Origin of the sequence: Leucobacter sp. BZR 635 (assembly GCF_048061935.2) — a bacterium.
Taxonomy (GTDB): Bacteria; Actinomycetota; Actinomycetes; order Actinomycetales; family Microbacteriaceae; genus Leucobacter.
This window is the reverse complement of the sequence record NZ_JBLUNZ020000060.1, coordinates 1-25,840: the sequence shown is the minus strand read 5'-3', so window position 1 is coordinate 25,840 and position 25,840 is coordinate 1. Positions and strand designations below refer to the sequence as shown.

The following is a 25,840-nucleotide window of genomic DNA, read 5'->3' as shown; positions in this document are numbered from 1 at the left end:
CGCCGGCTAGCCGTCGCCGAGCAGGTCGAAGAGCTTCAGCGCGAGCGAAATCTCTATTCCGTTGACGGCCTCTCCGCCGCGCTCCTGCTCGAACCGGGCAACCCGCTGCCTGACGGTGTTGCGGTGCAGCCCGAGCACCTCGGCGGTCTTCGAGGAGTTCTCGCCGGTCGCGTAGAACGTGGCGAGCGTCTCGCGCAGGGCGGCGTGCTGCTCACCGCCGTTCGCAACGGGGCCGAGGATCTCGTGCGTCCAGGTGATCGCGCTCTTCGGGTCGTGCATGAGCAGCGACAGAAATCCGACGTCTGGGTCACTGAACGCGACAAGCTGCGATTCGCGGAAGCGCTGCGCGCCGAGCGCCACGAGCCGAGCTTTCGTGGCCTGTTCGTGGCTGCGCCGGAAGCCAGCGACACCGTGCGCCGGCACACCGATGGCGACGCGAATGTTGTTCGCTTCCTCAGCCTCGGCAAGCTTCGCCACCCGCGCGAGCGTCGCGGCGGGAAGGTCAAGTGTCGGGGTGGCGACCCACGCCCACGCCGTCATCCGGTCGGCCGCGGTGATGAGCGGAGGTTTCGTGGAGCCGAGGATCGCGGCGATCCGGCGAAGCAGCTGGTCGATCTGGCGCTGCTCGTCGGTGTCGGACGTGTCGAACTCGAGCCACGCGATGAGCGCGACGTGGTGCTGCTCGAGGGAGTACTTCGTGCGGGATTCGAAGCCTGCCGCCGAGATCGGCTCGCCGCGCAGCGTCTTGAGCACGGCGGCGGCGTTCGTGACCGCTCGCGCCGTCCACCACTTCGCCTGCTCGGCGACATACACGTCGGTGACGTACTGGAGCATCCAGTCGATGTAGTTGTGGATGACGTCCGTGATCCACCGCACGAGATTCATCTGCTGGTCTTTGTCTTCGAGCCCGAGCCCGTCGACAACATCGATACCGCGCCGCACGACAAGCGATTGGCCGAGGTAGTAGGCACGCGTGAGCGAGCCGAGCTGCACGTCTTGCTGCGCGAGGCGCATCGCGTACTCGACGGCGGCAGTGCTCGGCTGCACCGATTCGATCGCAATGTCGTTGGTCAGGATATGGCCGATGGTCCACACGTTTCCGTCGACGCTGGCGCGCAGCATCTGGATCATCTGCGCATCTTTGTCGAGCCCCGACACCCGCTCCGATAGCAGGTCGGTCATCTCCTCGACAATCTGCGGGGTCATCTCTTGGATGATGTGCCCGACCCGCACAATGAGCTCGCGCATCTCGCGGTCGTGCTCGGCGCTCTCCGGCCTACTCATGCGGTCACCGTCTCGAGTCGCGTGCGGCTGCCTCGCGCAAGCACACTGAGCGCGCGGTTCGCAGCGTTATAGCCACCCATGCCGTGGATGCCCGGGCCGGGAGGCGTCGCTGCAGAGCACAAGTAGACACCGGAGACGCCGGTGTCATAGGGCTGCGCACTGAGCCGGGGGCCGAGGAGGAACTGCAGCGGTGACTTCGCACCCGTGAGAATGTCGCCGCCGATGAAGTTCGGGTTCTCCGCCTCACTCTCTGCCGGCGTGCGCGCGCTCAGCGCGACGATCCGCTCGCGGAAGCCGGGCGCGAAGCGCTCGATCTGGGCGATGATCGCCTCGGTTGCGTCGCCGGTATAGCCGTTGGGTACGTGCGCGTAAGCGTAGATCGGGTGGATCGAGCCGTTCGCGCGCGCGGGGTCGGCCGCCGCCTGTTGGCCGACGAGCACGAAGGGCCGCTCGGGCATCTGCCCGGCAGCAACCTGCTTCTCGGTGGCGATGATCTCCTCCGCCGTGCCGCCCGCGTGCACGGTGCCAGCCTGCGCGAGCTCGGGGTCGCGCCACGGGATCCCGCCGTCGACGGCGAAGTCGACCTTGAAAGCGGCAGGGCCCGGCTTGAACGAACGGTACGCGCGGCGCGCACCCTGCGGCTGCTGCTCGGCGAGGATGCTCGCGGCGGCCCGCGGGTGCGCGTCGAGGATCGTGATGTCGCGCGGCGGCAGCTCGTGCAGTCTGGTTACGAGCGTTCCGGTCTCAAACTTCACCCCCATGCCGCGGAGCATGGCGACGAGCGCGTCGGTGAAGCGGCCGGTGCCGCCCTCGACGACGGGCCAGCCCACGGCGTGCCCCGCGATGATGATGCCCGCGCCGATACCGGTGACGAGCGGGAGGGTGAGCGGCTGCAGCGCATGGGCAGCGACCCCCATAAACAGGGCGCGTGCGCGCTCCTCACGGAAGAGCTTTCCCACGAGGGCCGGCGGGGGTCCGGCAACGAGCCCCATCCTGGCGAGCAGCAGCGGGTGCCTCGGCACCCGGAGCATCGGCGACATGATGACGCCGGAGAGCCTGTCGAAGGCACGGGAGGATGGCCCGAACGCCGCTTGCCAGCGTGCACCGTCGCGGCCGAGGCCCGCCGCGGTCTCGGCGACGGAGGTGCGCAGGATCCCGGGCTCGCCGCGGTCGAGCGGGTGCCCGGCGTCGATCGGCGCGTAGGCCCAACGCACGCCCATCGCCTGCAGGTCGAGGGTCTGAAAGAACGCCGATCCGGGAGCCATCGGGTGCACGGCCGCGCAGTGATCCTGCACCAGCCCCGCGAGGGGGGACTCGACCGAGCGAGCGCCCCCTCCGAGCTGATCCGCGGCCTCAACGACGGTGACGTCGACGCCCGCGCGGGCGAGCACGGTCGCGGCAGCGAGCCCGTTCGGCCCGCTGCCAACTACGACCGCTGTGGTCATCGCTCCCGTACCTCCACAAGTACCTCTGATTCCGCCACGAACTGATTCAGCGCCGCGGTATCAACCCCGAGCACCGTTGCGTCTGGCCCAACAATATCGGTTGCGGTGAAACGCAGCTGCTCGAACTCGGGCGACCGCCAGGTGACTGTCAGCGGGATCGGCCCGTTCGGCAGCCACGGCTGCTCGGAGACCGCGTCCTTCACCTGCCACCGCCCGGTCTCGACGACGCCGAGCGCGGCGTCGATGATCTTGTAGTTCTGGTGCCCGCGCCAGAGCGCCTCGGACTCCACCCAGGCGATAATGAACTCGCCCGGCTCGAACTGCGCCTGCTCCTGGATCGCGGCGATGAGATCCTCGTTGTGCAGGTGGCCCTCGCCGAAGTTGAAGCCGAGCATCGCGTTGCAGCCGAACTCGGCCTCACGCACGCGGCGGTGATTGATGTCTGGCACCCGATCCAACAGCACGGAGAACAGCCCGCGCCCCTGGCTGTGCAGCGACCGCCAGCCGATCGTCATCTGCAGAAACGTCTCGGCGAGCGGGTACGGCAGCCCCATGGTCTGTAGCTGCTCGATCTGGTCGGTTGTCGGGCGGTACACGCGGCGCAGCTTCTGCTCGGCGTCGGGGTGGATCGCCCAGAGCGCCGACGCCCAGTTGCCGCCGTACTGGCGCAGCGACGCAAGGAACGACACCTTGTCGGGGCGGATCGACCCGAAGATCACGAAGAACAGCGGGATCGCGATCACCGCGAACGGCAGCCACGGCTGTGACATGTCGAAGACGCTGAAGCCGGCCGAGTTCGGGTAGCCGATGAAGAAGATCACGGCGCAGATCGCGAACAGCATGTTCCACTCGAGCGGAACCGCGAGCGGGAACGTCGAGATGATGAACAGGCAGAAGCCCACCATGAGCAGCGTCGCGAGCGTGACTGTGAGCTGCCCACCAAATGACGAGCCGACGACGAACAGCATCACGAGGGGAGCCCCGATCTCGACGATCGTGCCGAGCACGTGTGCGATGAGGTGTGCGGGGCGGCTCGGCCGGAGATCGGCTCCGTCAAAGTCCTTGTACATCGACTTCTTCAGCCAGCGCGGCGGCCAGAACGGGGTGTTGCTGAGCATCGGCGGGATCACCAGGCTGAAGTGCCGGTTGAGCTTCGAGAAGCCTGCGCCGACCCAGACCGTGACGAGGAAGAGCTTCAGCGCGATGATCATGTCCGTCACCTCGAAGAAGCCAGGGAACACGATGAAGAACACGATCGGCAGCAGGTACTGCTCGGCGCGGGCCGCAAGGAAGATCGTCTTGTCACGCAGGCCGATGAGCAGGAGCAGCACGACCGCGAACACGAGGGGCGTCGTCTGGATGAGCTGGAAGCTCGCGGCGTTGGCTGACAGCCACGCGGGCACCCCGTTTGCGGGGTCCGCGAGGAAGCCCGTGAATCGGTCGAGTGCGGGCAGGGTTGCTGCCGTCTGCCCGGGCGAGAGGAGCGCGATGCCCATCGCGAAGAGGAACCCGAAGTACAGGAACACGTCGAAGACCGTGCGACGGTTGCCGCCCGTGAACGGGACCCACTTGTACGGACGCATCTTGATAGTGCCGGGGCGCGCCCAGAACAGGATCCCGCCCGTGAGCGGGCCAAACTTCCCGGCGAGCGGGCCCCACGATCCCGCGACGCCGATTGCGTCGAGCAGCATCGTCATGACGAGCAGCTTCTGGTAGACGATGGGGTTCATCCACCACGATCCGGGCTCGAGCGGGTTGAGCTGCGAGCTCAGCGTCACGAGCAGGAGCCCGCCGATGAGCCAGGCGCCAAACACCTTCGCGAGGTAGAGCACGGAGATGTTCTTGGCGGCGCCGAACCCCCATTCCGCCCACTGGGCGGTGAGCACCTTCAGGCGCTCCTGCAGCGGGCGTTGGATGAACGTTTCCGGTTCCACGTTGGGGAACCGATTATCTGTAAAACCCATGACAACTCCTTTGGTGACAGGTTTTTGGGCGGATAACGCGTGGTCTGCGGCGGTTTTTGGGTGCCACAAGATGAGGGATCCACCCGGCTGTGAGCAGGGTTCCCTTGTGTGCGCGGTGGGCAGGCTAGCCTGCGGCCCCCACGGGTGCAGGCGCCGCGACGGGCGGGGTGCGCCGTCGCAGCTCTGGTTTGTCGATCTTGCCAACGGGGTTGCGTGGCAGCTCCGGCACGATCTCGAGCCTCGCGGGAACCTTGATCTTCATGAGGCCCGCGGCGCAGTGCGCGAGCAGCTCCGCGCTGCTCACGCCCGCGCCGGGCTGCGGCACGACGTACGCGACCGGCACTTCCCCGAGGGAGGGGTGCGCCGCCCCGACAACGGCGGACTCGAGCACCGCCGGGTGCGAGGCAAGGTGGGTCTCGATCTCCTTCGGATAGAGGTTCTCGCCGCCGCGAATGATCATGTCCTTGATGCGATCCACAATCTTGAGGTAGCCGTCAGCGTCGAGCACGCCGACGTCACCCGTGCGGAGCCAACCGTCGACAATGGCATCGGCGGTAGCTTCGGGCCGACCAAAGTAGCCGCGCATCACCGTCGGGCCGCTGATCCAGACTTCGCCGCGCTCCCCCGCGGGCACGGCAGCTCCGCGCGCATCAACGAGCTTGATCTCCTGGCCCGAAATAGCCGGGCCGACAGTGCCGAGCTTGTGCGGGCCGCGTAGCGGGATGCACGCGGAGGCGCACGTCGACTCTGTGAGGCCGTAGCCCTCGAGAATGTGTAGTCCGAAGCGGTCGCCGCTGAGCTGCAGCAGCTCGGCCGAGACCGGGGCTGCGCCGCAGATCACCAAGCGCACGGAGCGGAAGTCGCTCTCGACCTCGGCGGGCAGCTCGACGAGCCGCGCGAGGATCGCAGGCACCACCGAGAAGTACGTGGGCTGTACGCGCGCGACAGCGTCGATGAGCGCCTGCGGGCTGAATCGCTGCATCACGCTCGTCGATCCGCCGGCCACGGTGGGGGCGAGCCAGCTCACGCAGATCGCGTTGACGTGGAACATCGGCAGCACTACGAGTGCGCGGTCTGCCGCGGTGAGTTCCACGTGCTCGGCGAGACCGCTCGCCATGGCACACAGATTCGCGTGGTCGAGCATGACGCCCTTCGGCTGGCCTGTGGAGCCGCTCGTGTAGATGAGCAGCGCGAGCTGCGAGGGCGGCGTCACCGGGGTCGGGACCGTGCCCGTAGCCGTCGTCCGCAGCTCTGACACGTTGAGGCGCGGGACTTCGAGAGCGGTGTCTGCCGGGAGCACCGCTGCGGAGGTGAGCAACAGCTTCGTCGTCGAATCGGCGAGCTGATACTGCAGCTCGCGGCCCGTGAACGTCGGGTTGATTGGCGTGGCGACCGCGCCGAGCAGCCACGCCCCGAGGATGCCGAGCAGCAACTCGACGCTGTTCTCGAGCATGATCCCGACGACGTCGCCCTCGCCGATCCCTAACTCGGCAAACTGCTCGGCGGCAGCGCGGGCTCGCGCGTCGACCTCTGCATACGTGAGCATGCCTCGCTCATCGCCGAGGCAGTCGTGGTGGGTGCCAGCGGCAGGGGATTCCCACAGCAGGTGTTTCAGCCTCATTGCTGTCCTTTCCCAGGGTCTTCGATGACCTGTTTCCGGGTTGATATCGCAATGCTACGAGCCCCCTTCCGGGCTGTTCGTGCCGTTCTTGGCCCAGCTCTCTGTGCTGGCTGTGCAGTTTGCATTTGTGCGGGCCCAGCGGGCTGTGTGCGGCCCGGCCCCGGCCTCCACTCCCACCCCACACTCCTCTCTACCCCGATTAATCTGGTCCGAGCCCAGTTCGGCCCGGAAAAGGCTCATGCAGGATTAGACGGGGCGGGAAGGGTGGGGCCGAGAGTCACCACCAGTACTGCGGATACTTGGTGCGCTTCAGCCCAGACCGCAGCAGCCCGAACACCACGAGCACCGCCGCCGCGAGGGCGACAGCTCCCACGAATGCCCACTGGCCATCTGCAAGCGTGACTCCGATCACTGCCGTTGCAGCGGCTGGCGAGTGGGATGCGCGCGCCAGCAGCATCGCGCCGAGCGCAAGACCCCCCGCGATCGCCGCCGCGCACAGCGAGTGGCTGATAAGGCCCACCCCCACCCCGACCGCTGCCGAGATCACCTGACCTCCAATCACGTGCCGCGGCTGTGAAAGGGGAAGCGTCGGGGCTCCCGCGATGAGCGCCATGCTTGCGGCCATCGGTGGGATCATGAGCAACTGCCCGGTGAGCAGCCCGATCCCCACGAGGGCTGAGAGCGCTGCCACCGAGGTCAGCGTCGCCACCAGGACCGTCGAGATCGCGGGGCGCGCGGGGGCTTGACTCGCGGGGAACTGCCGACTCGGCACTGGCATGGTGGCTCCTTCTCAACACGGCGAGAACGACCGTTCTCGCCCGTTCTGGTAGCCTAGAGAACGATCGTTCTCAAAGCAAACGCGAAGGGCAGGCAGCAGGCATGGCACTCCACGCTGAACGCGAGCAACTGTTGGATGCAGCTGAGGAACTGTTCTACGAACGCGGCTACCACGCGGTCGGCATGGACACGCTTCGCGCAGCCTCGGGGCTTCCACTCAAACGCATTTATTCGCTATTCCCGGGCAAAGACGCGATTGCGGTGGAAATGCTCGACCGCCGCGACGAACGGTGGCACGCTTCCCTCGCGCACCATGTCGAAAGTCTTAGCAGCACGGCCACTCCCCCGGAGCGCGTGCTCGCAGTCTTCGACTGGCTCTTCGATTGGCTGAGCAGCGCAGGTCACCGCGGCTGCGCCTGGATCAACGCCTTCGGCGAGCTCGGGGCCAGCACCCCGGAGGTCGCAGACGCGGTTCGCCGCCACAAGCTGCGGCTGCGCACCTACATCGCTCAGCTCGTCAGCGCGGCGGGCTCGTCACCGCAAACGGCCGATGCGGTCTTCCTCCTCATCGAGGGCAGCCTGGTGACCGCCGGAATCTCGGGCGACGCTGAGGCCGCCCGGCATGCCCAAGCTGCCGCGGCGAAGCTCCTCGGCTGCTGAGTCTGGGCGCGGGCGCGGCTCCGGGCGCGGGCACGGGCACCGGTACGGGCACCGGTACGGGCACCGGTACGGGCACCGGTACGGGCACCGGTACGGGCACCGGTACGGGCGCGGGCCTGTGCGCGCAACAAGTCGATCCTTTCTGCCCCAAGTAATCCTTCCCGAGCCCCGCGCAGCCCCAGAAAGGCTCATGCAGGATTAAACGGGGGTGAAGAGGTGTGGGAACCGGGCTCGGAATCCGGCCTCGCGCCAGCACGGGAGGTAACCGCCAGCACCAGCACGCCGCCCGCAGGTCCCCAGCCCCAGCCCACAGCCTGCAGCACGCCGCACGCCGCCTAGATCCAGCCCTGCTGCCAGGCGTGCTCGGCCGCATCGCGGCGGTTCGCGGCGCCGAGCTTCGTCATCGCCGCTGACAGGTAGTTTCGCACGGTGCCCGTGGACAGAAACAGCACGTCGGCGATGTCTTGCACGCTCGACGACGACCGGGTGACCCGCAGCACGTCGAGTTCGCGCTCGGTGAGCGGGCAGCGCTCAGCGGTGAGCGCCGCGGCGGCAATCTCCGGGTCGATGTAGCGCTTCCCGGCAGCGACATCGCGGATCACGTCGGCGAGCTCCCCCGCGGGCGTCGACTTTGGCACGAACCCGGAGATGCGGGCGGCCAGTGCGCGGCGCAGCACCCCGGGCCGCGCGTGCCTGGTGACGATGATCACGCGGATGCCAGGGGCCGCCGCGATGATCTGCTCGGCAGCCTCGATTCCGTCGACACGCGGCATCTCAAGGTCGAGCAGGCACACGTCTGGCAGGAGCCCGAGCGCCAGCTCGGTGGCCATCGCTCCGTCGTCGGCCCCGGCGACGATCTCGATGTCGGGTTCGAGCCCGAGCAGCGCTTCGAGCGCGCCCCGAATGAGCTGTTCGTCGTCGGCGATGAGCAGCCGGATCGGCTTCCCGCTCGCCGCGCGAGCCTCGGCCTGCGCAAGATTCACTGTGGTCCCCCTTCTGGTACCCACGCGGTGAGGGCGAAGGATCGGTGCCCCGCCGCCCCCGGGCGACCGGCATCTGCCGTGAGCGTTCCGCCGACGTCGGCAAGGCGCGCGCGGAGCCCCGCAATCCCCGAACCGCCGTCACGCCCGGGTTCTTCCCCCACACCGTTATTCTTCACGGTCAACTCGAAGCCGCCGCGCGCGGGCGCGAGCGCGATCGAGGCCTCGGTCGCGTTGCTGTGCCGCAGGATGTTCGTCGTTGCCTCCCGCACCACGAACGCGAGCACCCGCTGCGCATCGGTGCCGGCGGGCAGCGACGAGATCTCAAGCGTGCACGCTGCACCCGAGAGGGTGAGCACCTCGCTCGCGTTCTCGAGCTCGTCGCGCAGCGCAACGTCGCGCAGCCCGGAGACGAGCGAGCGCGTCTCCTCCATCGCTTCTTTCGCGATGAGGCGGATCTCGCCGGCCTGCTCAGCCGCGTACTCCGGTTTCGTGGCGAGCGTGCGCTCGACGAGCTCTGCTTTGAGCGCGATCACCTGCAAGTGGTGGCCCTGGATGTCGTGAAGGTCTGCCGCGAAGCGCAGCCGCTCCTGCGTGACGGCGAGCTCAGCGGCCAGGCTGCGGGCCTCGTCGAGCCGCGCGACGACGCGCCAGAACCAAAGGCTCGAGATGAGCATGATTGGGAGCACCAGACTGTAGATAGTGATGAGCACCGTCGCGGGGTGCCGCTCGCCGAGTTCGACACGGTCTCCGGCCATCCCGGAGACGAGGATCGGGATCAGCGTGAGTACTAGGGCGAGGAGGATCAGCCACCAGCGCAGACGCCTACTCGCGACGAGGGCAAAGAGCACGCCGGAGAACCACAGCTGCACTGCGGCGAAGAAGCTGCCTTCGGGGATCACGAACGCGATCCCCCAGGAGATGACTGCCGGCGCGAACAGCGCGATCGTCCACCCGATGTGGGGTAGCCCGCTGCCCGAATCTGAGCGCAGGAACCAGCAGTAGCGGATCCGCGTCGCCGCTGCCGCCACACTGACGAGCACGAGCGCCAGCATCCCCCGCGACCGGGTGTCAGCAAAGCTCGACAGCAGGTCAGTGATGATGAGCAGGTCGAGCAGCACGTACACGGCCACGATTGAGCCGAGCGTGTAGATCCACGTCGCGTTCACCCCGGCAAACGGGGCAGGTGGGTTCGTATGAGCAGACATCAGTGTCAGCATACGGGCAGAACGGGCGGCGAGAGACGGCTCGCTGCCCCGCGGGCGAGACCTGTGACAAATGTCACTGGCAAGCCGTGCGGATCTCCACGGCGAGACGTGACAGCACGCCACTACTGCGGCGAGCGCAGCTGCGAAACCATTGAACTATCGCAGCACCTCCGCTGCGCACACCCCGATCCACTCCCGATCCAGACCCTGTGATCGGCTCCCCGTGATCCCCGTGATCCACTCCCCCGAAAGGCCGTCATGATCGACACGCTCCAAGATTTCACCGCTTCGTTCCCCGAGTTTTTGCAGTGGTTCGGAGTGATGATCATCGCGGCGATACCGTTCGTCGAGTCGTACTTCGGTTCGGCCGTTGGCGTGATCGTCGGCATTAACCCGGCTATCGCGGTCGGCGCGGCGATCATCGGCAACATCATCTCGATGCTCGTCTTCGTGTTGTCGGCTCACGGCATCCGCGCGAAGGCGACCCAGGGCAAGGCCGCGAAGGAGCTCAGCCCGAGCCGGCAGAAGCTCAAGGCGCGCTTCGACCGTTACGGCGTGCCGGGTGTGAGTCTGCTCGGTCAGCTTGCGCTTCCCAGCCAGATCACCTCGGCCGCGATGGTGTCGTTCGGCGCTCCGAAGAACCAGGTGATCCTCTGGCAGATCATCTCGATCATCATGTGGGGCATCATCTTCGGTGTGCTGGCGTCGCTCGGCATCTCGGCGCTGCAGCGTTAGCCTCAGCGCTGCAGCGCTAGTCTCCGAGCAGCCCGCAGAGCCTGAGCGCGAGCGAGATCTCGAGGCTGTTCTGCGGGCGGTTGCCGCGATCGAGTTCGAACTTGCCGACCCGCTGCCGCACGGTGTTGCGGTGCAGGCCGAGTTCATCGGCGGTGCGCGAGATGTTGCCCCCTGACGCATAGTAGGCGGCGAGCGTCTCGCGCATCGCCGCGTTTGCTTCGCCGCAGCCGGCGACCGGGCCGAGCACGTTGCGGGTCCAGGTCAGCGCACCCTTGGGGTCGTGCATGATGAGCGAGAGTACGCCCACGTCGGGGTCGCCGTAGGCGACGAGCCGTTCCTCCCTGTAGCGCTGGGTGCCCAGGGCCACGACGCGCGCTTTCGCGGCCTGCTCGTGGCTCTGCCGGAACCCGTTGATGCCCTGGCCCGGCGTGCCAACCGCGACGCGGATGTTGCGGGCCTCCTCGGATGACGCGAGCGCTTCGATGCGGGCGAGTGTCTCTGGGTCGAGTTCGTCTGTGGGGATCGTTGCCCAGGCCCACGCGGTCGACGGGTCTGAGGCGGTGATGAGCGGCGGACGCGTGGAGCGCACGATCGAGGCCATGCGGCGCAGCAGTTGGTCGACGCGCTGCTGGTCTTCGGTGTCGTTGGTTTCGAGTTCGAGCCAGGCGATGAACGCGACGTGGTTGCGTTCGAGCGCGTACTTGGTGCGCGATTCGAAGCCGGCGACCGAGATGGCTTCGCCGCGCAGCACCTTCATGACGGCCGCTGCGTTGGTGACTGCCCGGGCCGTCCACCACCTCGCCTGCTCGGCGACGTGCACTTTGGTGACGTACTGCAGGATCCAATCGAAGTAGTCGTGCGTGACCTCAGTCACGAGCCGCACGAGGTTCATCTGCAGTTCTTTGTCTTCGAGCCCGAGCTGGTCGACCGCGTCGATGCCGCGCCGCACGCACATTGCCTGCCCGAGGTAGTAGGCGTGGGTGAGCGAGCCGAGCGGCACGTCGCGTTGCGCGAGGCGGATCGCGTACTCGACCGCGCCCGTATTCGGCTGCATCGAGTCGACGCCGATGTCGTTCGTGAGCACGTGCCCGAGGGTCCAGACGTTCCCATCAATGCTGGCGTGCAGGATCTCGATGAGTTGCGCGTCTTGTGCGAGCCCCGAGACGCGCTCAGCGAGTAGTTCGGTCATGTCCGTGACGATTTGCGGTGCCATGGCCTGCAGTTTGCGGCCTGCCTGTGCGACGAGTTCGCGCATCTGTGTGTCGGTTCCGGTTGGAGTCATGTGGCGTAGACCTCGATCTTCTGAGCGCTTCCTTGCGTCAGCTGTCTGAGCGCACGGTGCGCGGAGTTGTATCCTCCCATGCCGTGAATGCCGGGGCCGGGCGGGGTCGCCGCCGAGCAGAGGTAGACGCCGGGGATGCCGGTGTCGTAGGGCTGCGCCGAGAGCGTGGGCCCGAGCAAGAACTGGAGTGGTGATTTCGCGCCCGTGAGGATGTCGCCGCCGACGAAGTTCGCGTTTTCGGAGGCGGATTCTGCCGGGGTGCGGGAGCTCAGCGCGACGATGCGTTCGCGAAAGCCGGGCGCGAAGCGCTCGATCTGCGCGATGATCGCTTCGGTTGCGTCGCCGGTGTAGCCGGTGGGCACGTGCGCGTAGGCGTAGATCGGCTGGATCGAACCCCTCGCGCGCCCCGGGTCGGCGGCGGCCTGCTGCCCGACGAGCACGAAGGGCCGCTCGGGCATCTTTCCCACGGCGACCTGCTTCTCGACGGCGATGATCTCCTCAGCGGTGCCGCCGAGGTGCACGGTGCCTGACTGGGTGATCTCGGGGTCGCGCCAGGGGATCCCGCCGTCGACGGCGAAGTCGACCTTGAAGGCGGCGGGGCCCGGTTTGAACGAGCGGTAAGCGCGGCGCGCGCCCTGCGGCTGCTGCTCGGCGAGGATCCCCGCCGCGGTGTGCGGGTGCACGTCGAGGATGGTGATGTCGCGCGGCGGCAGCTCGTAGAGCCGGTTGACCCGCACCCCGGTCTCGAACTTCACGCCGAGGCTGTGCAGTAGCCGGATATGCGCGTCGGTGAAGCGGCCGGTGCCGCCCTCGACGACGGGCCAGCCGACCGCGTGCCCCGCGATGATGATGCCCGCGCCGATGCCGGTGACGAGCGGGAGGGTGAGCGGCTGCAGCGCGTGCGCGGCGACCCCCATGAACAGCGCCCGGGCACGTTCCTCACGAAACAGCTTGCCGACGAGGGCCGGCGGGGGCCCCGCGACGAGCCCCATCCGGGCGAGCAGCAGCGGGTGTTTCGGGATCCTGAGCATCGGCGACATGATCACCGGCGATAGCCGATCGAAGGAGCGGGACAGCGGCCCGAAGGCCGCCTCCCAGCGTGCGCCGTCGCGGCCGAGGCCCGCAGCGGTCTCGGCGACGGAGGTGCGCAGGATCCCGGGCTCGCCCCGGTCGAGCGGGTGCGCGGCGTCGATCGGGGCGTACGCCCACCTCACCCCCATCGCCTTGAGATCGAGCGTCTGGAAGAAGGGAGATGCCGGCGCCATCGGGTGCACGGCCGCGCAGTGATCCTGCACGAGCCCCGCGAGGGGGGACTCGACTGAGCGAGCTCCCCCTCCGAGCTTGTCGGCCGCTTCGACGACGGTGACGTCGACGCCGGCGCGGGCCAGGACTGTCGCGGCAGCGAGCCCGTTCGGCCCGCTGCCGACGACGACGGCTGTGGTCATCGCTTCGCAACCTCCACGAGCGTCTCCGACTCGGCGACGAACTGGTTCAGCGCCTGCGTGTTCACGCCGAGCGTGACCGCGTCGTCCTCGGGTTCGGGCAGCGCGTCCGGGCCGACAATGTCGGTCGCGGTGAACTGCAGCTTCTCGAACTCGGGCGACCGCCAGGTGACGGTGAGCGGGATCGGCCCCTCCGGCAGCCACGGCTGCGCCTCGGCGGCGTCCTTCACCTGCCAGCGACCGGTCTCGACGACGCCGAGCGCCGCGTCAATCATCTTGTAGTTCTGGAAGCCGCGCCACAGCGCCTCCGACTCGGCCCAGGCGACGATGAACTCGCCCGGCTCGAACTGCGCCTGCTCCTGGATCGCGGCGATGAGCTCCTCGTTGTGGAAGTGACCCTCGCCGAAGTTGAAGCCGATCATCGCGTTGCAGGCGAACTCGCCCTCGCGCACCCGGCGATGGTCGACGTCGGGCACGTTCTTCAGCAGGATCGAGAACAGGCCGCGGCCCTGCGTGTGGAGCGCGCGCCACGCGAGCGACATCTCGAAGAATGCCTCCGCCTGGATATACGGCATGCCCATCGCCTGGAACTGGTCAATCTGATCCTTCGTCGGGCGGAAGACGCGGTGCAGCTTCTTCTCGGCGTCGGGGTGGATCGCCCAGACGCCCGTCGCCCAGTTGCCGCCGTACTGGCGGAGCGCTGCGAGGAACGACACCTTGTCGGGGCGGATCGATCCGAAGATCACGAAGAACAGCGGCACGGCGATGACGGCGAACGGCATCCACGGCTGCGACATGTCGAACACGCTGAAGCCGGCCGAGTTCGGGTAGCCGATGAAGAACACGACCGCGCAGATCGCGAACACCAGGTTCCACTCGAGGGGAACCGCGACCGGGAAGGTCGAGATGATGAAGAAGCAGAACCCGACCATGAGGAGCGTGGCGAGCGTCACCGTGAGCTGCCCGCCGAAGGCGTTGCCGGCAACGAAGAGCATGACGAGCGGGGCCGCAAGCTCGACGATGGTGCCGAGGCCGTGCGCGAGGAGGTGCGCGAAGCCGCTCGGCAGCAGGTTGTCGTTGTCAAAGTCCTTGAATGTGGCCTTCTTCAGCCAGCGCGGCGGCCAGAACGGGGTGTTGCCCATCATCGGCGGGATCACGGGGCTGAAGTGACGGTTGAGCTTCGAGAAGCCCGCGCCCACCCAGACCGCGATGAGGAAGATCTTGATCGCGATGATCATGTCACTGACCTCGAAGAAATTCGGGGCAACGATGAAGAACACGATCGGCAACGCGTACTGCTCCGAACGCGCGGCGAGGAAGATGATCTTGTCGCGCAACCCGATGAGCAGCAGGAAGGACAGTGCGAGGATCAGCGGCGTCGTCTGGATGAGCAGGAAGCTGTCGGCGTTCTGCGCGAGCCAGCTCGGCATGCCGCTCGCGGGGTCGGCGAGGAACGCCTGGAACCTGGCGAGCGCTGGCAACGTTGTCGCGCTCTGGCCGGGCGACAGCAGCGCGGTCGCCAGCGAGAACAGGAAGCCCCAGTACAGGAAGATGTCGACGAGCGTGCGGCGGTTGCCACCGGTGAACGGGATCCACTTGTACGGGCTCATCTTGATCGTGCCGGGGCGCGACCAGAAGAGAATCCCGCCCGTGTACGGACCGAACTTCCCGGCGAGCGGGCCCCACGATCCCCCCACGCCGATGGAGTCGAGCAGCATCGCGAGCACCACAAACTTTTGGTACACGATCGGGTTCGTCCACCATGAGGTGACCTCGAGCGGATTGAGGTGCGAGGTGAGGGTGATGAGCACAGCTCCGCCGAGCAGGAACCCGCCAAACAGCTTCACGAGGTACATCACGGAGATCTTGCGGGCGGCGCCGAAGCCCCACTCGCCCCACTCCTTCGACACGAACTTCAGGCGGTTTTGCAGCGGACTGCGAATGAATGCTTCCGGATCCGTACTCGGCATCCGTGGCTGGCTATAACCCATGACAACTCCTTTGGTGGCAGGTATTTGGGCAGGCGAAATCGGGGCATGTGGCGCAGTCGGGCACCACAAGTCAGGGGGTTACCGCGGCGCAGCGCAGCGATCCCCGCAAGACGGAGGTTTGACGGCGGTCTAGCCGCCGATTACCTCAAGTACTGGTGCCGCGCGCGGCGCAAACACGGTGCAGCCGACGGCGAGCGGCGCAAGCCTGGTCGCGATCGGTGCCGGCCGCGGGAGATTCCCGCAGAAGGTGCTGCAGCGTCATTGCTGTCCTTTCCGGGACGGTCCTCGGTGACCGTGCCTTCCGTACTAGGGCAATGCTATGAGCAGTCTGCGGGCTACGCGTGGCCGTTGTTGGCCCAGCTCATTTACCCACATGTACAAGTTTGGCTCGGGCCGCGCGTCAGCCCAGCGGGGCCACTCCGAGCGCCTCCGCGAGTAGCTCGTGCGAGCGGTACCGGTCTTCCGGGTTCGGGATCATGTGCTGCACCATGACCTCGTCGGCACCGCTCTCGTCGATCATCTGCTCGAGGATCGCGCGCACCTGTGCGGGGCTGCCCGCGACAAGCCTCGGCCACTCGCCGCCGACGATGCTCGTGGGTTGGTCGCGCTCGGCCTGCGTGAGTTCTGCGGTCGCGACGTCGGCAGCGGGCACCTGCGTGGCGTAGTCGCCCCTGCCGATCCGCGCGTAATACGCCTTCGGGGAGCTCACCAGCCGCGCAGCGCCTGCGGGGGTCTCCCCCACGGTCACGTTGACCGAGAGCATCGCCCGCGGCTCGCTCAGCCCCGTCGGGCCCGGCCGGAACTGCTCGCGGTAGCGCCGGAGCGCAGGGGCCGCGCCCGCTGGGTTGATGAAGCCGGCGAAGGTGTAGCCGATGCCGAGGCCCGCGGCAAGGTTCGACCCGCTTGGGCTTGAGCCGAGTAGCCAAGTGTGCGGGGTGTCGGGGACTGACGGGAGCAGCGTCGTGCTCGCAAAGGGGTGCTCGGGTGGGAAACTGCCGGTCAGCCAGGCGATCACTTCGGCAACCTGCTGCTCGTGGTCGGCATGCGCGGGGTTCTGCCGGTTCTGCTGCAGCGCGAGGTCGAGCACGGGCCCCGCGGTCGCTCGCCCCATTCCGAGATCAACCCGGGCCGGGTACATGGCCTCAAGCTGTTTGAACATCTCGGCGACTTTGAAGGGACTGTAGTGGTTCATGAGCACCGCGCCAGATCCCACCCTGATCGATGAGGTCTGTGCGCCGACTGCGGCGATGAGTAGCTCAGGATGGTGGGAGGCTCCCATGGTGCTCGCGTGGTGCTCGGCGAACCAGATGCGATGGTACCCGAGCCGCTCAACCCGCCGGGCGAGCTCTACGGAGTCCGCGAGAGCCTGCACTTCCCCGGTCCCCGGAGCAACAATTCCCAGATCCACAACTGACAGCCTCATCTTGTTCTCCTCATCGCAGCACGTGAGAGATTCCGAGGTTCTGAACACCACTACTCATCACGCAATCGCAAATAACGCTACATCTGCAATCTGTAAAGCTCGTGACTGCGCACGCGGTTCAGCGTTGCGCAGCAGCGGAGGATCTGCTCTGTGGCGGCCTATTCGGCACCGTTCACGTGCACGACGGTGAGGTGGATCTCCGCCTCGGCGTGCCCGTGTGCGGCAAGCTCCGCAGCGACTACGCGGCGCACGCGCTCGAGCGTCTCGACGCTACTCACGGCCGCGCGCACGCCGAGCGCGGCAGTGACGCGCGCGCCCTCCGGGGCAAGTTCGACCCGTACGAGCGGTCCCGCGCCCCGGGCACCGCGCACGAGCTCCGCCCCGGCATCGACAAGCTTCGCCATGGTCGACCCTGTCCGGAATAGCGCGGTGACTCCCGGAACGGCCCGGATCGAGCGCTCGATCTCTGTCGCGAGCAGGTGTTCAGGTTCGTCGGTCATTGTCCGTTCTCTGTCTGTGTGGGTATGTGCTGGATGTCATGAATGACGACGTCAACTGCGGTGACGTTCAGTGTGGTGTGGGCTGTGAGCTGGGCCCGAATCTCTCCTCGAACGCGCTCGGCGAGGGCTGGAATCGAGGCTCCGTACGGGACGCTCATCTCCACGCTTACGCGGACCGGTTCGCCGATCACGGTGACGTCACCGTCGAGCGTGCATTTTCCCAGCAGCACTCCGGGGACCGCGTGTTCGGAGCTACGGATGAGGCCGCGTACGGCCCCCTCCGTGATGCCAGCGTCGAAGTGGGGGGCGTCTGACGCGATTGGGATCCGTCGCCCGGCTCTCGCATCGAGCGTGATGTCTGTGAGAATCCGCTGCACCCAGAGCTCGTCGGCTTCTGGCTCGGCGGCGGTGTCTGCAGCGAACAGTTCGGGCGTGAGATTCCTCAGGCGTTCAAGCGCGTCAAGTGCGATTTGGCAGCCGGCCGACTCGTCGATTAACGGGTCTGCCGGCAAGCGGCCCGCTTCGAGGTATTCGGAGAGCTCCTCGATGGTGTGTCCATCAAGATCTTCGGGACCTAACCCGAGGAGCCTGCGATGTTCATTTGCGTTCACCGCCACTCCTCCATTCGAACGATAATGTCTTTGCGTGCGCGAGCGAGCTGCCCGCGCACGGTGGAAACGGAGATCCCGAGTTCCTCAGAGATCTCCTCGTAGCTATACTCGCCGATCTCTCGCAGCACCCAGCACTGCCGCTGGCTAGCCGGTAACTCTTTGAGTGCCTCCCCGAGGGCTGCAACTCCCGCACTGGCTTCGGCCTGCCGCGGTGGATCGGTGGCTTCTGGGGCTGAGACATCAAGCTCTTCGACGTCAGCGTGTGGCCGATTCGCTCGAATGCGGTCAATTGCTTTGCGGCTGGTGATTCGCATGAGCCAGCTCTTCACCCGGTCGCGATCCTCGAGCGTGGATAACTGCTCCCACGCGGTAATGAAGGCCTCCTGCACGACATCGTCAAGCTCCGCTGTCCCAGGAAGAATGCGGCGGGCGTAGGCACGCATCATGGGCGTGTACCTGCGCACCAGCGCCGCGAACGCCGCGGCGTCCCCGTCGGCGGCACGGCCCGCAAGAATCCGATCATCTGCGGATTCGAGGGCGTCTCTACCTTGGTCATCGTTCATCCGTCGCTCCCTCGCTCGAAGGGTCCCTCCAGTTGGAGGGGTTGGGGACAGCTGCGGTGCCGTCCCCAACCTTCATCCTCGCTCTGCTGGTCGAGACCCGCGAGCCTTTTCACCAGTCGTTAGCTCTTTGTTTTCCGGCCGGTAACCATCCCATAGATCAGCAGCACGATGATCGAGCCGCCAATCGCGAGCGCCCACGTAGACAGGTTGAAGAATCCTTCAAGACTGACGTTGAAGATCAGTCCGCCGAGCCAGCCGCCCAGCATCGCACCAACGACGCCGAGCAACAGCGTGACGAACCAGGATCCACCGTGCTTTCCGGGGAGGATGAGTTTTGCGATGGCCCCGGCGATGAGGCCGAGGAAGAGAAAGCTGAAAAATCCCATTGGTGTGTCTTTCTGTCGATGATGTGTGTCTGGGAGGTGGGGCGGAGGTCGTTCCGCCCCACCCGATTCCCGCTACTTCTTAAAGGCGTCCTTCACGTCTTCGACGCCGCCCTTCGCCTCGCCCTTGACTTTGTCGGCCTTGCCTTCAGCGACGAGCTTGTCGTTGTCCGTCATCTTTCCGACGGTCTCCTTGACCTGGCCGGTGATCTTGTCAGCTGCAGCCTTGATCTTGTCTTCTGCGCTCATGTGCTTCTCCTTTATTTGTTGAGTCCCCGGGTGGCGGGGAGGTTCTGCGTGTGACCTGCGGCGAAGGCTAGGTGCCGAACAGCTGCTTCTGGGCCTTCTTGACGGAACGTTGAGCATTTTTCGCTCGCTTACGTCTCGCCTTCTTCGCTTCCGGGCTTGTCCACAGACGTTCAATCTGGTGGCGAAGGTCCTCGTAGTTCTTTCCGCGAGACTTCGCCGATTCAACGCCTACCCAGTAGGTTGCGGTCGCAATGATCGCAACGATGAATAGGTTCTTCCACATCGTGCTTCCCCCCTTTCTGTCAGTCGTCTCCGAGCGAGCTATTGCACTCGCGACTTATCGGCTGCGAGCCGCGATCGCACACCCGAGTGAATCGAGACGAAGGCCGGGCTCTCCCGTCCCGTCAACAGCGCGAGGTTGTCGATGAGCGTACTCACGAGCGCGGCGACTTCGAGGGGTGAGGAGTTTTGTCTCGGGGTCACACTCACATGGAGCACGTCCTCGCCCTGCACTCGTCCCGCGCTCACGCGCGAAGCAAGAATCTCGTCGTGCCTGGCGAGTGAGTCGGTGAGTGCGTCGGCAGCGAAGCCGTGAGCGATCGTCACTGCGCCAACCGGCCCATCGGCCGCCTCTGCCCGGGTTACCGTGGTGCTTCGACCACCGCCAAGCCTCGAGATGATCACGACCGCGACCACCACGATTGCCAGCAGCAGTGCGAGCGCGGCAATGGCGAGCCAGCTCACCGTCGTCGACTCGTGTAGGCGCGTGCTCGACTCGGTGTCTCGCAGCCACGTGTCTGCGTTCGTCATGCTCGTCTGCCAGAGATCGGCGGCAGCCGGCCACACGACTGCGAGAAGCGCGGCCGCGCCGGCCACGAGCAATACGGCCCCGACGACGAGCAAGACGGCGCGATTCACTCCGCGATTTGTGGCGTTCATCTGGCACCTCCCTGCTCCGCGGTCGGCTGGACCCGGGCACGCACCCGCACCGCGGGCACCAGCCCGTAGCCGGCGAGTTCGGCCTCGGCGATCGCTCGCACCTGCGAGCTGTCGATCTCTTGGCCGGGCTCCGGCCGCACCGTCACGTCCGCGCTGCGGTGTCCGATACCAACGGTCGCACCGTCTTTCGACAGGTCGAGTTCTCGCCTGATGCGTTCGGCAATCGCCGAGGCGATCACACCGTTGTCGACGACGACCGCGTGTGCCGCATCCCCAAGCTGATGCTTGGAGCGCAGCCCGGGCGCGATCGCGAGTGCGAGGAGGATCAACCCGATCACCGCGACGATCGCTGCTCCCGCGCCGATTCCGGCCGCCGACTCGTTGGCCGGAAGGTCCACGAGCCAGGCGAACGCGTCGCTGGGGGCGACGAGTAGCGGCTGCGAGCCCAGGAGCTGCAGCACGATCTCGATGAAGGCGTACACCGCCACGGCTGCCGCGAGTACGAGCACGATGACGGCCAGTGCGGTGCGCGGCGAGTGCATCTCCCTGCGCACAACACGTGAGAGCACTGCGTTGGTCATCTATCTCACCCGCTTTCGCTCCGGAATGATCGCGCCGGTCACGGTGACCGACACGCGTCGAATGTCTCGCCCGGTCAGCCGGGCCAGCTCGTGCGCGAGGGCGACCTGCATCGTTCGCACGCGATCCAGGATCGGCGTCTCGGCTCTGATCGCTTCGCTCTGCTCCAACCCTGGGATGGGCAGTTTCGTCGCGATGCGGACATTGAGGCCGCCACCCCACTCGGCGATGTCGACGTTCACGTCGCTCCTGGGTGCTCCCGCCATGTCGGCGGAGGCCTCCCTGACTGCTTTCTCAAGCGCCTTCGGCCGGACACGCACGGCGCCCCGTACCGCGGGCGTGGGATCGACCGTCGCGTGGCTGGGCGCTCCAACGGTCGCGGCACTCATGACGAGGTTCGCCTGCCAGTGAAGACCCCCGCAAGCGCGCGGACGTCGAGCTCACCAGACAGCATGCGCCCAACGGTCGCGCCGATACCCATGAGGAGTGCGACGAGTAGGAAGCCCCAGAAACCGAAGATGAGTCCGGCGAAGGCCAGCACTGCGCCGGCCAGCGCCCCGGTCACTGTGGCACTCATGAGACGCGCGACTCGGAGTCGTCTTCGGAGTCGTCACTCGGCAGGTGGACGTCGTTCACGTCGACGTTCACCTCGACAACCTCGAGCCCGACCATGCGGCTGATGGCACCGGCGACCGCGCTGCGCACGTTCTCGGCGACATCCTGAATCGGAGCCGGGTAGTCCACGACGATGGTGATGTCGGCTGCTGCCTGGGTCTCCCCGACCTCCACCTTCACGCCCTGCGTGAGGTCGGTCGCGTTGACTGCGTCACGCAGCGCGCCGAGCGCACGTGCGCCGCCGCCCCCGAGCGCATAGACACCGGAGACCTCGCGGGCAGCGATGCCGGCAATCTTTGCGACAACGCCCTCGGCCACGGTGGTGCGGCCAGCAGAAGCCGAGTCGCCAGCTGAGCTCGCTGAGTACTGCACGCGATCGACGCGTGACGAGCCCGCGGTGGCCTGCGCCGCGCGCTGGGCGGGTGCGCCTGCCTCGGCAGCTGCAGCAGTTGTGTTCTTCTCTTCGGTAGCCATCAGAAGTACCTCCACTTGTGGTGGCACGGCCAGTACGGCCGTGCCGTCGTTGCGAGCGAAGAACGTCGCTCTACAAGTGGGTCGTTCCCAGCGTCGAATTCGTCACAAACTCTTTTCCAAAGCCTGGGAGCCCGCTGAGTCGTAAGCCTGTGTAGCCGGTCTGTCGACAGGGTGAACCCTGAGTGCACCACACTGGTGTATCACCTCAGCCGACCGTGTCCGGGCCCTACTCGTTTGAGGAGAGTGGAATGCGCAGCTCGCTCGTGAACACTCGCTCACTCGCGTCGACAGGGTCTGTGAACCGGAGTTCGCTCGCGAGCAGCTGCAGCGGCGTGCTGAAATCATCGACCGCAACGTCACGGGTGACGGGATAGAGCGGATCTCCCACAATCGGAATTCCCAGGCCGCAGAGGTGCAGCCTGAGCTGGTGGGTCTTCCCGGTTCGCGGCGTGAGCCGGTACACGCCGAGGGGCCGCGCGGGAGCGTCGGGCAGTAACGCCGATTCTGCCGCGGTGAGCTCCCGCTCGAATTCCACGAGGGACTCAGAGTTCGGCTCAGCCCCGGCAACGACCTCAGCCTGCATGATGCCGCGCTGCTTGAAGATGTGGTTGCGCACCGTCGTCGGCAGTGAGACGTCATCGCAGATCGGGGCGACCGCCCGGTAGGTCTTCGTCACCTCGCCGTACTGGAACAGCGACTGGTAGGCACCGCGCCACCTGCGCTCGGTTGCCATGAGCAGCACACCCGACGTGACACGGTCGAGCCTGTGCATTGGGGTGAGCTCGGGAAGGCCGAGCTCGTGCCGCATCCGCACAACCACGCTCTCGCGCACGTGCCGGCCACGCGGAATCGTCGATAGGAATGCCGGCTTGTCGACGACCACGATGCGCTCGTCTCGAAAGAGCACTCGCACAGTGCCGGGCACCGGTGCCTCGTCGGGCAGGTCACGGTAGAACCAGATGAAACGGTTCGGTCGGAACGGATCCTCCGCGAGCACCGGGTCCCCCGACTGGGTCACAAAGCGCCCCTCCGCGATGAACGCGTCGACGTCGACGTGCATCCCGACGCGATAGTGCAGCCAGTCGCGCAGCGACGCCCACTCGCGCGGCGGCTCGCCCTCGCGGGCGGCCGTGCTCAGCCACGCGGGGTCGAGGCCCAGGCGCTGGGGCAACGGAGAACGCGGAGGCACCCCACGAGTCTACCGCCCGGGAGGCGGCTCGGCGGTTCAGTGACTCGGCCAGCTAGCTAGCGGCTCAGCCGCTCGGCTAGCTAGCGGCTCAACCAGCTAGCGACTCAGCCGCGCACCGTCGAGCTACGAGCAGTTGCCGCAGACGCCCGACAGCGCCATCATCATGAAGCAGTTCGGGCAGACCGGCTGCACGCGCTCCTGCACGACCGGCTTCTTCGCCTTGGGCTCTGCCTTGGGCTTGGCCGTGCGCTTCGCACGGGACGGCTTCACCGGGCCGCGCTCAGCGGCGAGCTCCTCGGCCTCGATGATCGGGCCCTTCCCGTACATCGGGTGATCAACAGCCCAGGTGCCCGGGCGACGCCGGCTCTCCCAGCGCTCGGCCTCTGACCCTACGACCGCGATGATCTCGTCCTCAGTCTGGAAGCCGACCGTGTATCCCTTGCGCACGTAGATGTCAGGGGCGTCGTCTGCACGTACCACGGTGATGCCGCCATCTGCGCGCACGAGCTTGTCGATCGGCATGCGGTTCAGCAGCGTCTTCAGAAACACCCGGTTCTCGACGGGTGCGCGCCGGTGTACGAGCGCCTCATCAAGCGATCCATAGCGGTTCAACGGGGAATCATTCGATGCCAACAGGTCCATGGTGTGTGCCCTCCCAGGTGTGTGCGGGCCCAAAACGTGCCACCCACCAGTATCTCGCACTTGGCATGCCTGCGCGGGCCATCACTCCGGCCTGAGTAGTCCTGCACAGGGCGCGTGCGCTCGGACGGTGAGCCCGCTCTGGCGAGTTGCCGCCGCCCGCAGACGCGAATGGGGCGAAAGATCCGTCAGGATCTCCCGCCCCGCCCGCATGGGTCAGCGCTCAGTTACTGGCGCAGCTTTCGCCGCGACAGTACCAGCACGATTCCGCCAAGCAGCACGATCAGCGCCGCTCCGCTTGCAATGCCGAGCATGGGCAAGCCGCCGGTCGCCGCGACGTCGCCGCCGTTCTCGGTTCCCTTGCCGCCTGTCGAGCCATTGCCTGAGCCGTCGCCCTTGCCCGAGCCATCGCCCTTGCCGTCGCCCTTGCCGTCGCCCTTGCCGTCGCCCTTGCCTGAGCCATCGCCATCGCCCTTGCCCGAGCCGTCACCGTCGCCGGGGCCCTTGCCGCCGTCGTCCTCGCAGGCCTCTGCCTTGTAGGGTGCGGCCGCCTCGGATTCGGGGCCGTCGCCGGTGCGCTGGATCGCCGTGAGTGTCTCGCCACAGGGCACCTTGCTCGTGATGGTCCACTTGCCATTCGCGTCGACGGTTGCGCCTTCGAAGACGTTGCCCTTCGAATCGCGCACGGTGATCGTCGTCTCCGGCTTCTCGGCGAGCACGTTGCCCTTGGAGTCAACGTGCACCTCTCGGTCGCCCACGGTGTAGCTGCCTGCGACGTTGTCACCATCGATGGTGAACGTCTCGGACTCCACTGACTCAGTGCCGTCGATGTGGGTGTCCGTGATGGAGATGGTGAGCTTGCTCTGCGCGCCCGCCCGAACGACGTCGGTCGACACCTTGGTGTCGATGACCGCGTTGTCCACGGAAACATAGACCGCCTCGGGCGAGGAGAACTCAGCGTTCTTCGCGCCGTCGCCGAAGGTGAAGAAGCCGCGCTTCTCAATTGCGCCGCGCTCGGGGAACGGATCCTCGTTCGTCTTCAAGAACTCGGGGTTCACCGTGTACATGTCGGTCTTCGAGTCGGCCATGACGGTTTCGACGCCCGTGTATTCGGCGTCGGTGATCGCAAGGTTTGCCGAGAGGTAGATCGCGTTCGGGTTCGTTTCTGCCGTCCGCGACGAGAAGAAGTCCTCGGCGTTCTGCCCCTCTGGGACAGCGAGCTTCACGGCATTGCCGTCAACGACGATGCTGAACTCAAAGTCGCCGTAGCCACCCTCAACGAACGTTGCCCATGCCTCGTCGTTCATGTGCGCGGGGCGATCGACCTTGAACTCGAGCCGCATCGGCGCAACATACGTGCTCTCGAGGTACTCGGGGTTGTCGAGCGGCAGGTAGACGCCGCCGGGCGCGTGCCCGAGTTCGTAGGCCGCAGCCGACTTGGTCGTGTTACCGCGGCCGTCCCACATCGGAATGTTGAACGACGTCGCACCGAGGAGTGCCTGCGAATCCAGGTGATCTGCGCTCACGGCTGCAGACGCATCCTCGAAGGTGCCGACGGTGACATCGAGCAGATCGAGGTCTGAACGGTTCGCGTTCAGGCCCTCCATGTCGGCCCACATGAACTGTGCACCGGCTGGGCCCGAGTAGCGCGCCATCTCAAGCATGGCGTCTGCCATCATCTTCGTCATCTGCACTGCAGACTCGACGCCCATGCGCTCGTTGGCGGTGTGCCACCAGCGCTCGTTGCCGGGGATCACTGCGCCGAACGCGGTCATCTTGTTGCGGAAGTTACTCGCGAGCGTGCCGCCCGTGGTGCCCAGCGGGTAAACAATATCGCTGAGCGCCGTGGGGCCGTCGAAGGCCGCCGGGTTGTGGTTGATCGTGGCCTGGTAGCTCGCGAACTGCATCGCGGTGAGCGGGTTGTCGTGGGTCACGTAGAGCCCCTGGCCAATGATTGGCTTGAGTTCGCCAATGCCGAAGCCCTGGCCTTCAAAGGCAGCCTTGACTGCGGCCATCGCCGTCGCCGAGTCAGCCTCGGTGACATGCATGCTCCGCATGAACATCGGGATGCTCAGGTTGCCGTTCGCGTAGAAGCCCGTGAGTTCTTCGCTCTTGATTCCGCCCATGAGCGCGAAGGTCAGGTTCGGTGCACCGTTGTTGGGGTTGCGCAGCAGGTTCGCGGGGATGCCCATGTACTTGCCGAGGTATGCCTCGCCCTCGATGCCGCCCTGGAAGAAGAGGTTTGTGATGCCCTCTGCAGCCTGCTTCAGCTGCATGCTGTCAGCGG

The 25,840-nt window shown here is 66.5% G+C and carries 27 protein-coding genes; 2 read left to right on the top strand and 25 right to left on the bottom strand.

Annotated features, from left to right (window positions below; genetic code table 11):
* Window positions 1–6: 6 nt before the first annotated feature.
* The 5 genes from ACI1US_RS12185 to ACI1US_RS12165 all read right to left on the bottom strand — a co-directional run bounded on the left by ACI1US_RS12185 (window position 7) and on the right by ACI1US_RS12165 (window position 7,092).
* Window positions 7–1,284, bottom strand: coding sequence for a PucR family transcriptional regulator (locus tag ACI1US_RS12185; RefSeq protein WP_461640713.1), 1,278 nt, complete (start codon window positions 1,282–1,284; stop codon window positions 7–9).
* Window positions 1,281–2,729: a phytoene desaturase family protein gene (locus ACI1US_RS12180; RefSeq protein WP_461640712.1), complete on the bottom strand. Its 1,449-nt coding sequence runs from the start codon at window positions 2,727–2,729 to the stop codon at window positions 1,281–1,283. Before ACI1US_RS12180 ends, ACI1US_RS12185 begins: the two co-directional genes overlap by 4 nt.
* The gene (locus tag ACI1US_RS12175; RefSeq protein ID WP_461640711.1) at window positions 2,726–4,693 is read right to left on the bottom strand and encodes a DUF3556 domain-containing protein; all 1,968 of its coding nucleotides are present in this window, start codon (window positions 4,691–4,693) and stop codon (window positions 2,726–2,728) included. Before ACI1US_RS12175 ends, ACI1US_RS12180 begins: the two co-directional genes overlap by 4 nt.
* A 124-nt stretch (window positions 4,694–4,817) precedes the next feature.
* Window positions 4,818–6,314, bottom strand: a complete 1,497-nt coding sequence (locus ACI1US_RS12170; protein ID WP_461640710.1) for a class I adenylate-forming enzyme family protein — start codon at window positions 6,312–6,314, stop codon at window positions 4,818–4,820.
* 277 nt (window positions 6,315–6,591) lie between these two features.
* A complete protein-coding gene (locus tag ACI1US_RS12165; RefSeq protein WP_461640709.1) occupies window positions 6,592–7,092 on the bottom strand; it encodes an HPP family protein in 501 nt (166 codons plus the stop codon).
* Window positions 7,093–7,193: 101 nt separating this feature from the next.
* On the opposite strand from ACI1US_RS12165, the gene ACI1US_RS12160 reads away from it, so the two are divergent.
* The gene (locus ACI1US_RS12160; RefSeq protein ID WP_461640708.1) at window positions 7,194–7,751 is read left to right on the top strand and encodes a TetR/AcrR family transcriptional regulator; all 558 of its coding nucleotides are present in this window, start codon (window positions 7,194–7,196) and stop codon (window positions 7,749–7,751) included.
* A 335-nt stretch (window positions 7,752–8,086) separates the two neighbouring features.
* Here the strand turns inward: ACI1US_RS12160 and ACI1US_RS12155 are convergent, their stop codons facing one another.
* Together ACI1US_RS12155 and ACI1US_RS12150 are read right to left on the bottom strand one after the other, a co-directional pair.
* Window positions 8,087–8,734, bottom strand: coding sequence for a response regulator transcription factor (locus tag ACI1US_RS12155; protein WP_461640707.1), 648 nt, complete (start codon window positions 8,732–8,734; stop codon window positions 8,087–8,089).
* On the bottom strand, window positions 8,731–9,939 hold the full coding sequence (locus tag ACI1US_RS12150) for a sensor histidine kinase (protein ID WP_461640706.1): 1,209 nt from the start codon (window positions 9,937–9,939) through the stop codon (window positions 8,731–8,733). Before ACI1US_RS12150 ends, ACI1US_RS12155 begins: the two co-directional genes overlap by 4 nt.
* A 258-nt stretch (window positions 9,940–10,197) precedes the next feature.
* On the opposite strand from ACI1US_RS12150, the gene ACI1US_RS12145 reads away from it, so the two are divergent.
* Window positions 10,198–10,674 (top strand): hypothetical protein, encoded by a 477-nt coding sequence (locus ACI1US_RS12145; RefSeq protein WP_461640705.1) that lies wholly within the window; start codon window positions 10,198–10,200, stop codon window positions 10,672–10,674.
* Between the two features lie 16 nt (window positions 10,675–10,690).
* On the opposite strand, the gene ACI1US_RS12140 is transcribed toward ACI1US_RS12145, so the two are convergent.
* The 18 genes from ACI1US_RS12140 to ACI1US_RS12055 all read right to left on the bottom strand — a co-directional run.
* Window positions 10,691–11,956, bottom strand: a complete 1,266-nt coding sequence (locus tag ACI1US_RS12140) for a PucR family transcriptional regulator (protein WP_461640704.1) — start codon at window positions 11,954–11,956, stop codon at window positions 10,691–10,693.
* Entirely contained in the window at window positions 11,953–13,401 is a 1,449-nt protein-coding gene (locus ACI1US_RS12135) for a phytoene desaturase family protein (RefSeq protein WP_461640703.1), read from the bottom strand. The genes ACI1US_RS12140 and ACI1US_RS12135 overlap by 4 nt, the downstream gene beginning before the upstream one ends.
* Window positions 13,398–15,389, bottom strand: a complete 1,992-nt coding sequence (locus tag ACI1US_RS12130) for a DUF3556 domain-containing protein (protein WP_461640702.1) — start codon at window positions 15,387–15,389, stop codon at window positions 13,398–13,400. Before ACI1US_RS12130 ends, ACI1US_RS12135 begins: the two co-directional genes overlap by 4 nt.
* A 400-nt stretch (window positions 15,390–15,789) precedes the next feature.
* Window positions 15,790–16,812 (bottom strand): LLM class flavin-dependent oxidoreductase, encoded by a 1,023-nt coding sequence (locus tag ACI1US_RS12125; protein ID WP_461640701.1) that lies wholly within the window; start codon window positions 16,810–16,812, stop codon window positions 15,790–15,792.
* Between the two features lie 158 nt (window positions 16,813–16,970).
* Window positions 16,971–17,312, bottom strand: a complete 342-nt coding sequence (locus ACI1US_RS12120) for a hypothetical protein (protein WP_461640700.1) — start codon at window positions 17,310–17,312, stop codon at window positions 16,971–16,973.
* A complete protein-coding gene (locus ACI1US_RS12115; protein ID WP_461640699.1) occupies window positions 17,309–17,923 on the bottom strand; it encodes an Asp23/Gls24 family envelope stress response protein in 615 nt (204 codons plus the stop codon). The genes ACI1US_RS12120 and ACI1US_RS12115 overlap by 4 nt, the downstream gene beginning before the upstream one ends.
* On the bottom strand, window positions 17,920–18,486 hold the full coding sequence (locus tag ACI1US_RS12110) for an RNA polymerase sigma factor (protein WP_461640698.1): 567 nt from the start codon (window positions 18,484–18,486) through the stop codon (window positions 17,920–17,922). Before ACI1US_RS12110 ends, ACI1US_RS12115 begins: the two co-directional genes overlap by 4 nt.
* A gap of 119 nt (window positions 18,487–18,605) precedes the next feature.
* On the bottom strand, window positions 18,606–18,872 hold the full coding sequence (locus ACI1US_RS12105) for a GlsB/YeaQ/YmgE family stress response membrane protein (RefSeq protein ID WP_461640697.1): 267 nt from the start codon (window positions 18,870–18,872) through the stop codon (window positions 18,606–18,608).
* Between the two features lie 72 nt (window positions 18,873–18,944).
* A complete protein-coding gene (locus ACI1US_RS12100; RefSeq protein WP_461640696.1) occupies window positions 18,945–19,118 on the bottom strand; it encodes a CsbD family protein in 174 nt (57 codons plus the stop codon).
* 67 nt (window positions 19,119–19,185) lie between these two features.
* Window positions 19,186–19,401: a hypothetical protein gene (locus tag ACI1US_RS12095; protein WP_461640695.1), complete on the bottom strand. Its 216-nt coding sequence runs from the start codon at window positions 19,399–19,401 to the stop codon at window positions 19,186–19,188.
* Between the two features lie 38 nt (window positions 19,402–19,439).
* Window positions 19,440–20,057 carry a hypothetical protein gene (locus tag ACI1US_RS12090; RefSeq protein ID WP_461640694.1) on the bottom strand — a complete coding sequence of 206 codons (618 nt, stop codon included), beginning with the start codon at window positions 20,055–20,057 and terminating at the stop codon, window positions 19,440–19,442.
* The gene (locus ACI1US_RS12085; RefSeq protein WP_461640693.1) at window positions 20,054–20,638 is read right to left on the bottom strand and encodes a DUF6286 domain-containing protein; all 585 of its coding nucleotides are present in this window, start codon (window positions 20,636–20,638) and stop codon (window positions 20,054–20,056) included. The genes ACI1US_RS12090 and ACI1US_RS12085 overlap by 4 nt, the downstream gene beginning before the upstream one ends.
* Window positions 20,639–21,025 (bottom strand): NTP pyrophosphohydrolase, encoded by a 387-nt coding sequence (locus tag ACI1US_RS12080; protein ID WP_461640692.1) that lies wholly within the window; start codon window positions 21,023–21,025, stop codon window positions 20,639–20,641.
* Entirely contained in the window at window positions 21,022–21,213 is a 192-nt protein-coding gene (locus tag ACI1US_RS12075) for a DUF2273 domain-containing protein (protein ID WP_461640691.1), read from the bottom strand. The genes ACI1US_RS12080 and ACI1US_RS12075 overlap by 4 nt, the downstream gene beginning before the upstream one ends.
* Window positions 21,210–21,725 (bottom strand): Asp23/Gls24 family envelope stress response protein, encoded by a 516-nt coding sequence (locus tag ACI1US_RS12070; protein ID WP_461640690.1) that lies wholly within the window; start codon window positions 21,723–21,725, stop codon window positions 21,210–21,212. Before ACI1US_RS12070 ends, ACI1US_RS12075 begins: the two co-directional genes overlap by 4 nt.
* 226 nt (window positions 21,726–21,951) lie before the next feature.
* Window positions 21,952–22,914 carry a pseudouridine synthase gene (locus ACI1US_RS12065; protein WP_461640689.1) on the bottom strand — a complete coding sequence of 321 codons (963 nt, stop codon included), beginning with the start codon at window positions 22,912–22,914 and terminating at the stop codon, window positions 21,952–21,954.
* A gap of 123 nt (window positions 22,915–23,037) precedes the next feature.
* Window positions 23,038–23,556 (bottom strand): hypothetical protein, encoded by a 519-nt coding sequence (locus ACI1US_RS12060; protein WP_461640688.1) that lies wholly within the window; start codon window positions 23,554–23,556, stop codon window positions 23,038–23,040.
* A 224-nt stretch (window positions 23,557–23,780) separates the two neighbouring features.
* On the bottom strand, window positions 23,781–25,840 hold a 2,060-nt coding region (locus ACI1US_RS12055), incomplete at its 5' end, for an Ig-like domain-containing protein (protein WP_461640687.1).

Bases quoted from the DNA above. Each gene is read 5' to 3' on its own strand.
- ACI1US_RS12185 (WP_461640713.1), bottom strand. From the start codon at position 1,284: ATGAGTAGGCCGGAGAGCGCCGAGCACGACCGCGAGATGCGCGAGCTC.
- ACI1US_RS12180 (WP_461640712.1), bottom strand. From the start codon at position 2,729: ATGACCACAGCGGTCGTAGTTGGCAGCGGGCCGAACGGGCTCGCTGCC.
- ACI1US_RS12175 (WP_461640711.1), bottom strand. From the start codon at position 4,693: ATGGGTTTTACAGATAATCGGTTCCCCAACGTGGAACCGGAAACGTTC.
- ACI1US_RS12170 (WP_461640710.1), bottom strand. From the start codon at position 6,314: ATGAGGCTGAAACACCTGCTGTGGGAATCCCCTGCCGCTGGCACCCAC.
- ACI1US_RS12165 (WP_461640709.1), bottom strand. From the start codon at position 7,092: ATGCCAGTGCCGAGTCGGCAGTTCCCCGCGAGTCAAGCCCCCGCGCGC.
- ACI1US_RS12160 (WP_461640708.1), top strand. From the start codon at position 7,194: ATGGCACTCCACGCTGAACGCGAGCAACTGTTGGATGCAGCTGAGGAA.
- ACI1US_RS12150 (WP_461640706.1), bottom strand. From the start codon at position 9,939: ATGTCTGCTCATACGAACCCACCTGCCCCGTTTGCCGGGGTGAACGCG.
- ACI1US_RS12145 (WP_461640705.1), top strand. From the start codon at position 10,198: ATGATCGACACGCTCCAAGATTTCACCGCTTCGTTCCCCGAGTTTTTG.
- ACI1US_RS12140 (WP_461640704.1), bottom strand. From the start codon at position 11,956: ATGACTCCAACCGGAACCGACACACAGATGCGCGAACTCGTCGCACAG.
- ACI1US_RS12135 (WP_461640703.1), bottom strand. From the start codon at position 13,401: ATGACCACAGCCGTCGTCGTCGGCAGCGGGCCGAACGGGCTCGCTGCC.
- ACI1US_RS12130 (WP_461640702.1), bottom strand. From the start codon at position 15,389: ATGGGTTATAGCCAGCCACGGATGCCGAGTACGGATCCGGAAGCATTC.
- ACI1US_RS12125 (WP_461640701.1), bottom strand. From the start codon at position 16,812: ATGAGGCTGTCAGTTGTGGATCTGGGAATTGTTGCTCCGGGGACCGGG.
- ACI1US_RS12120 (WP_461640700.1), bottom strand. From the start codon at position 17,312: ATGACCGACGAACCTGAACACCTGCTCGCGACAGAGATCGAGCGCTCG.
- ACI1US_RS12110 (WP_461640698.1), bottom strand. From the start codon at position 18,486: ATGAACGATGACCAAGGTAGAGACGCCCTCGAATCCGCAGATGATCGG.
- ACI1US_RS12105 (WP_461640697.1), bottom strand. From the start codon at position 18,872: ATGGGATTTTTCAGCTTTCTCTTCCTCGGCCTCATCGCCGGGGCCATC.
- ACI1US_RS12100 (WP_461640696.1), bottom strand. From the start codon at position 19,118: ATGAGCGCAGAAGACAAGATCAAGGCTGCAGCTGACAAGATCACCGGC.
- ACI1US_RS12095 (WP_461640695.1), bottom strand. From the start codon at position 19,401: ATGTGGAAGAACCTATTCATCGTTGCGATCATTGCGACCGCAACCTAC.
- ACI1US_RS12090 (WP_461640694.1), bottom strand. From the start codon at position 20,057: ATGAACGCCACAAATCGCGGAGTGAATCGCGCCGTCTTGCTCGTCGTC.
- ACI1US_RS12085 (WP_461640693.1), bottom strand. From the start codon at position 20,638: ATGACCAACGCAGTGCTCTCACGTGTTGTGCGCAGGGAGATGCACTCG.
- ACI1US_RS12080 (WP_461640692.1), bottom strand. From the start codon at position 21,025: ATGAGTGCCGCGACCGTTGGAGCGCCCAGCCACGCGACGGTCGATCCC.
- ACI1US_RS12075 (WP_461640691.1), bottom strand. From the start codon at position 21,213: ATGAGTGCCACAGTGACCGGGGCGCTGGCCGGCGCAGTGCTGGCCTTC.
- ACI1US_RS12070 (WP_461640690.1), bottom strand. From the start codon at position 21,725: ATGGCTACCGAAGAGAAGAACACAACTGCTGCAGCTGCCGAGGCAGGC.
- ACI1US_RS12060 (WP_461640688.1), bottom strand. From the start codon at position 23,556: ATGGACCTGTTGGCATCGAATGATTCCCCGTTGAACCGCTATGGATCG.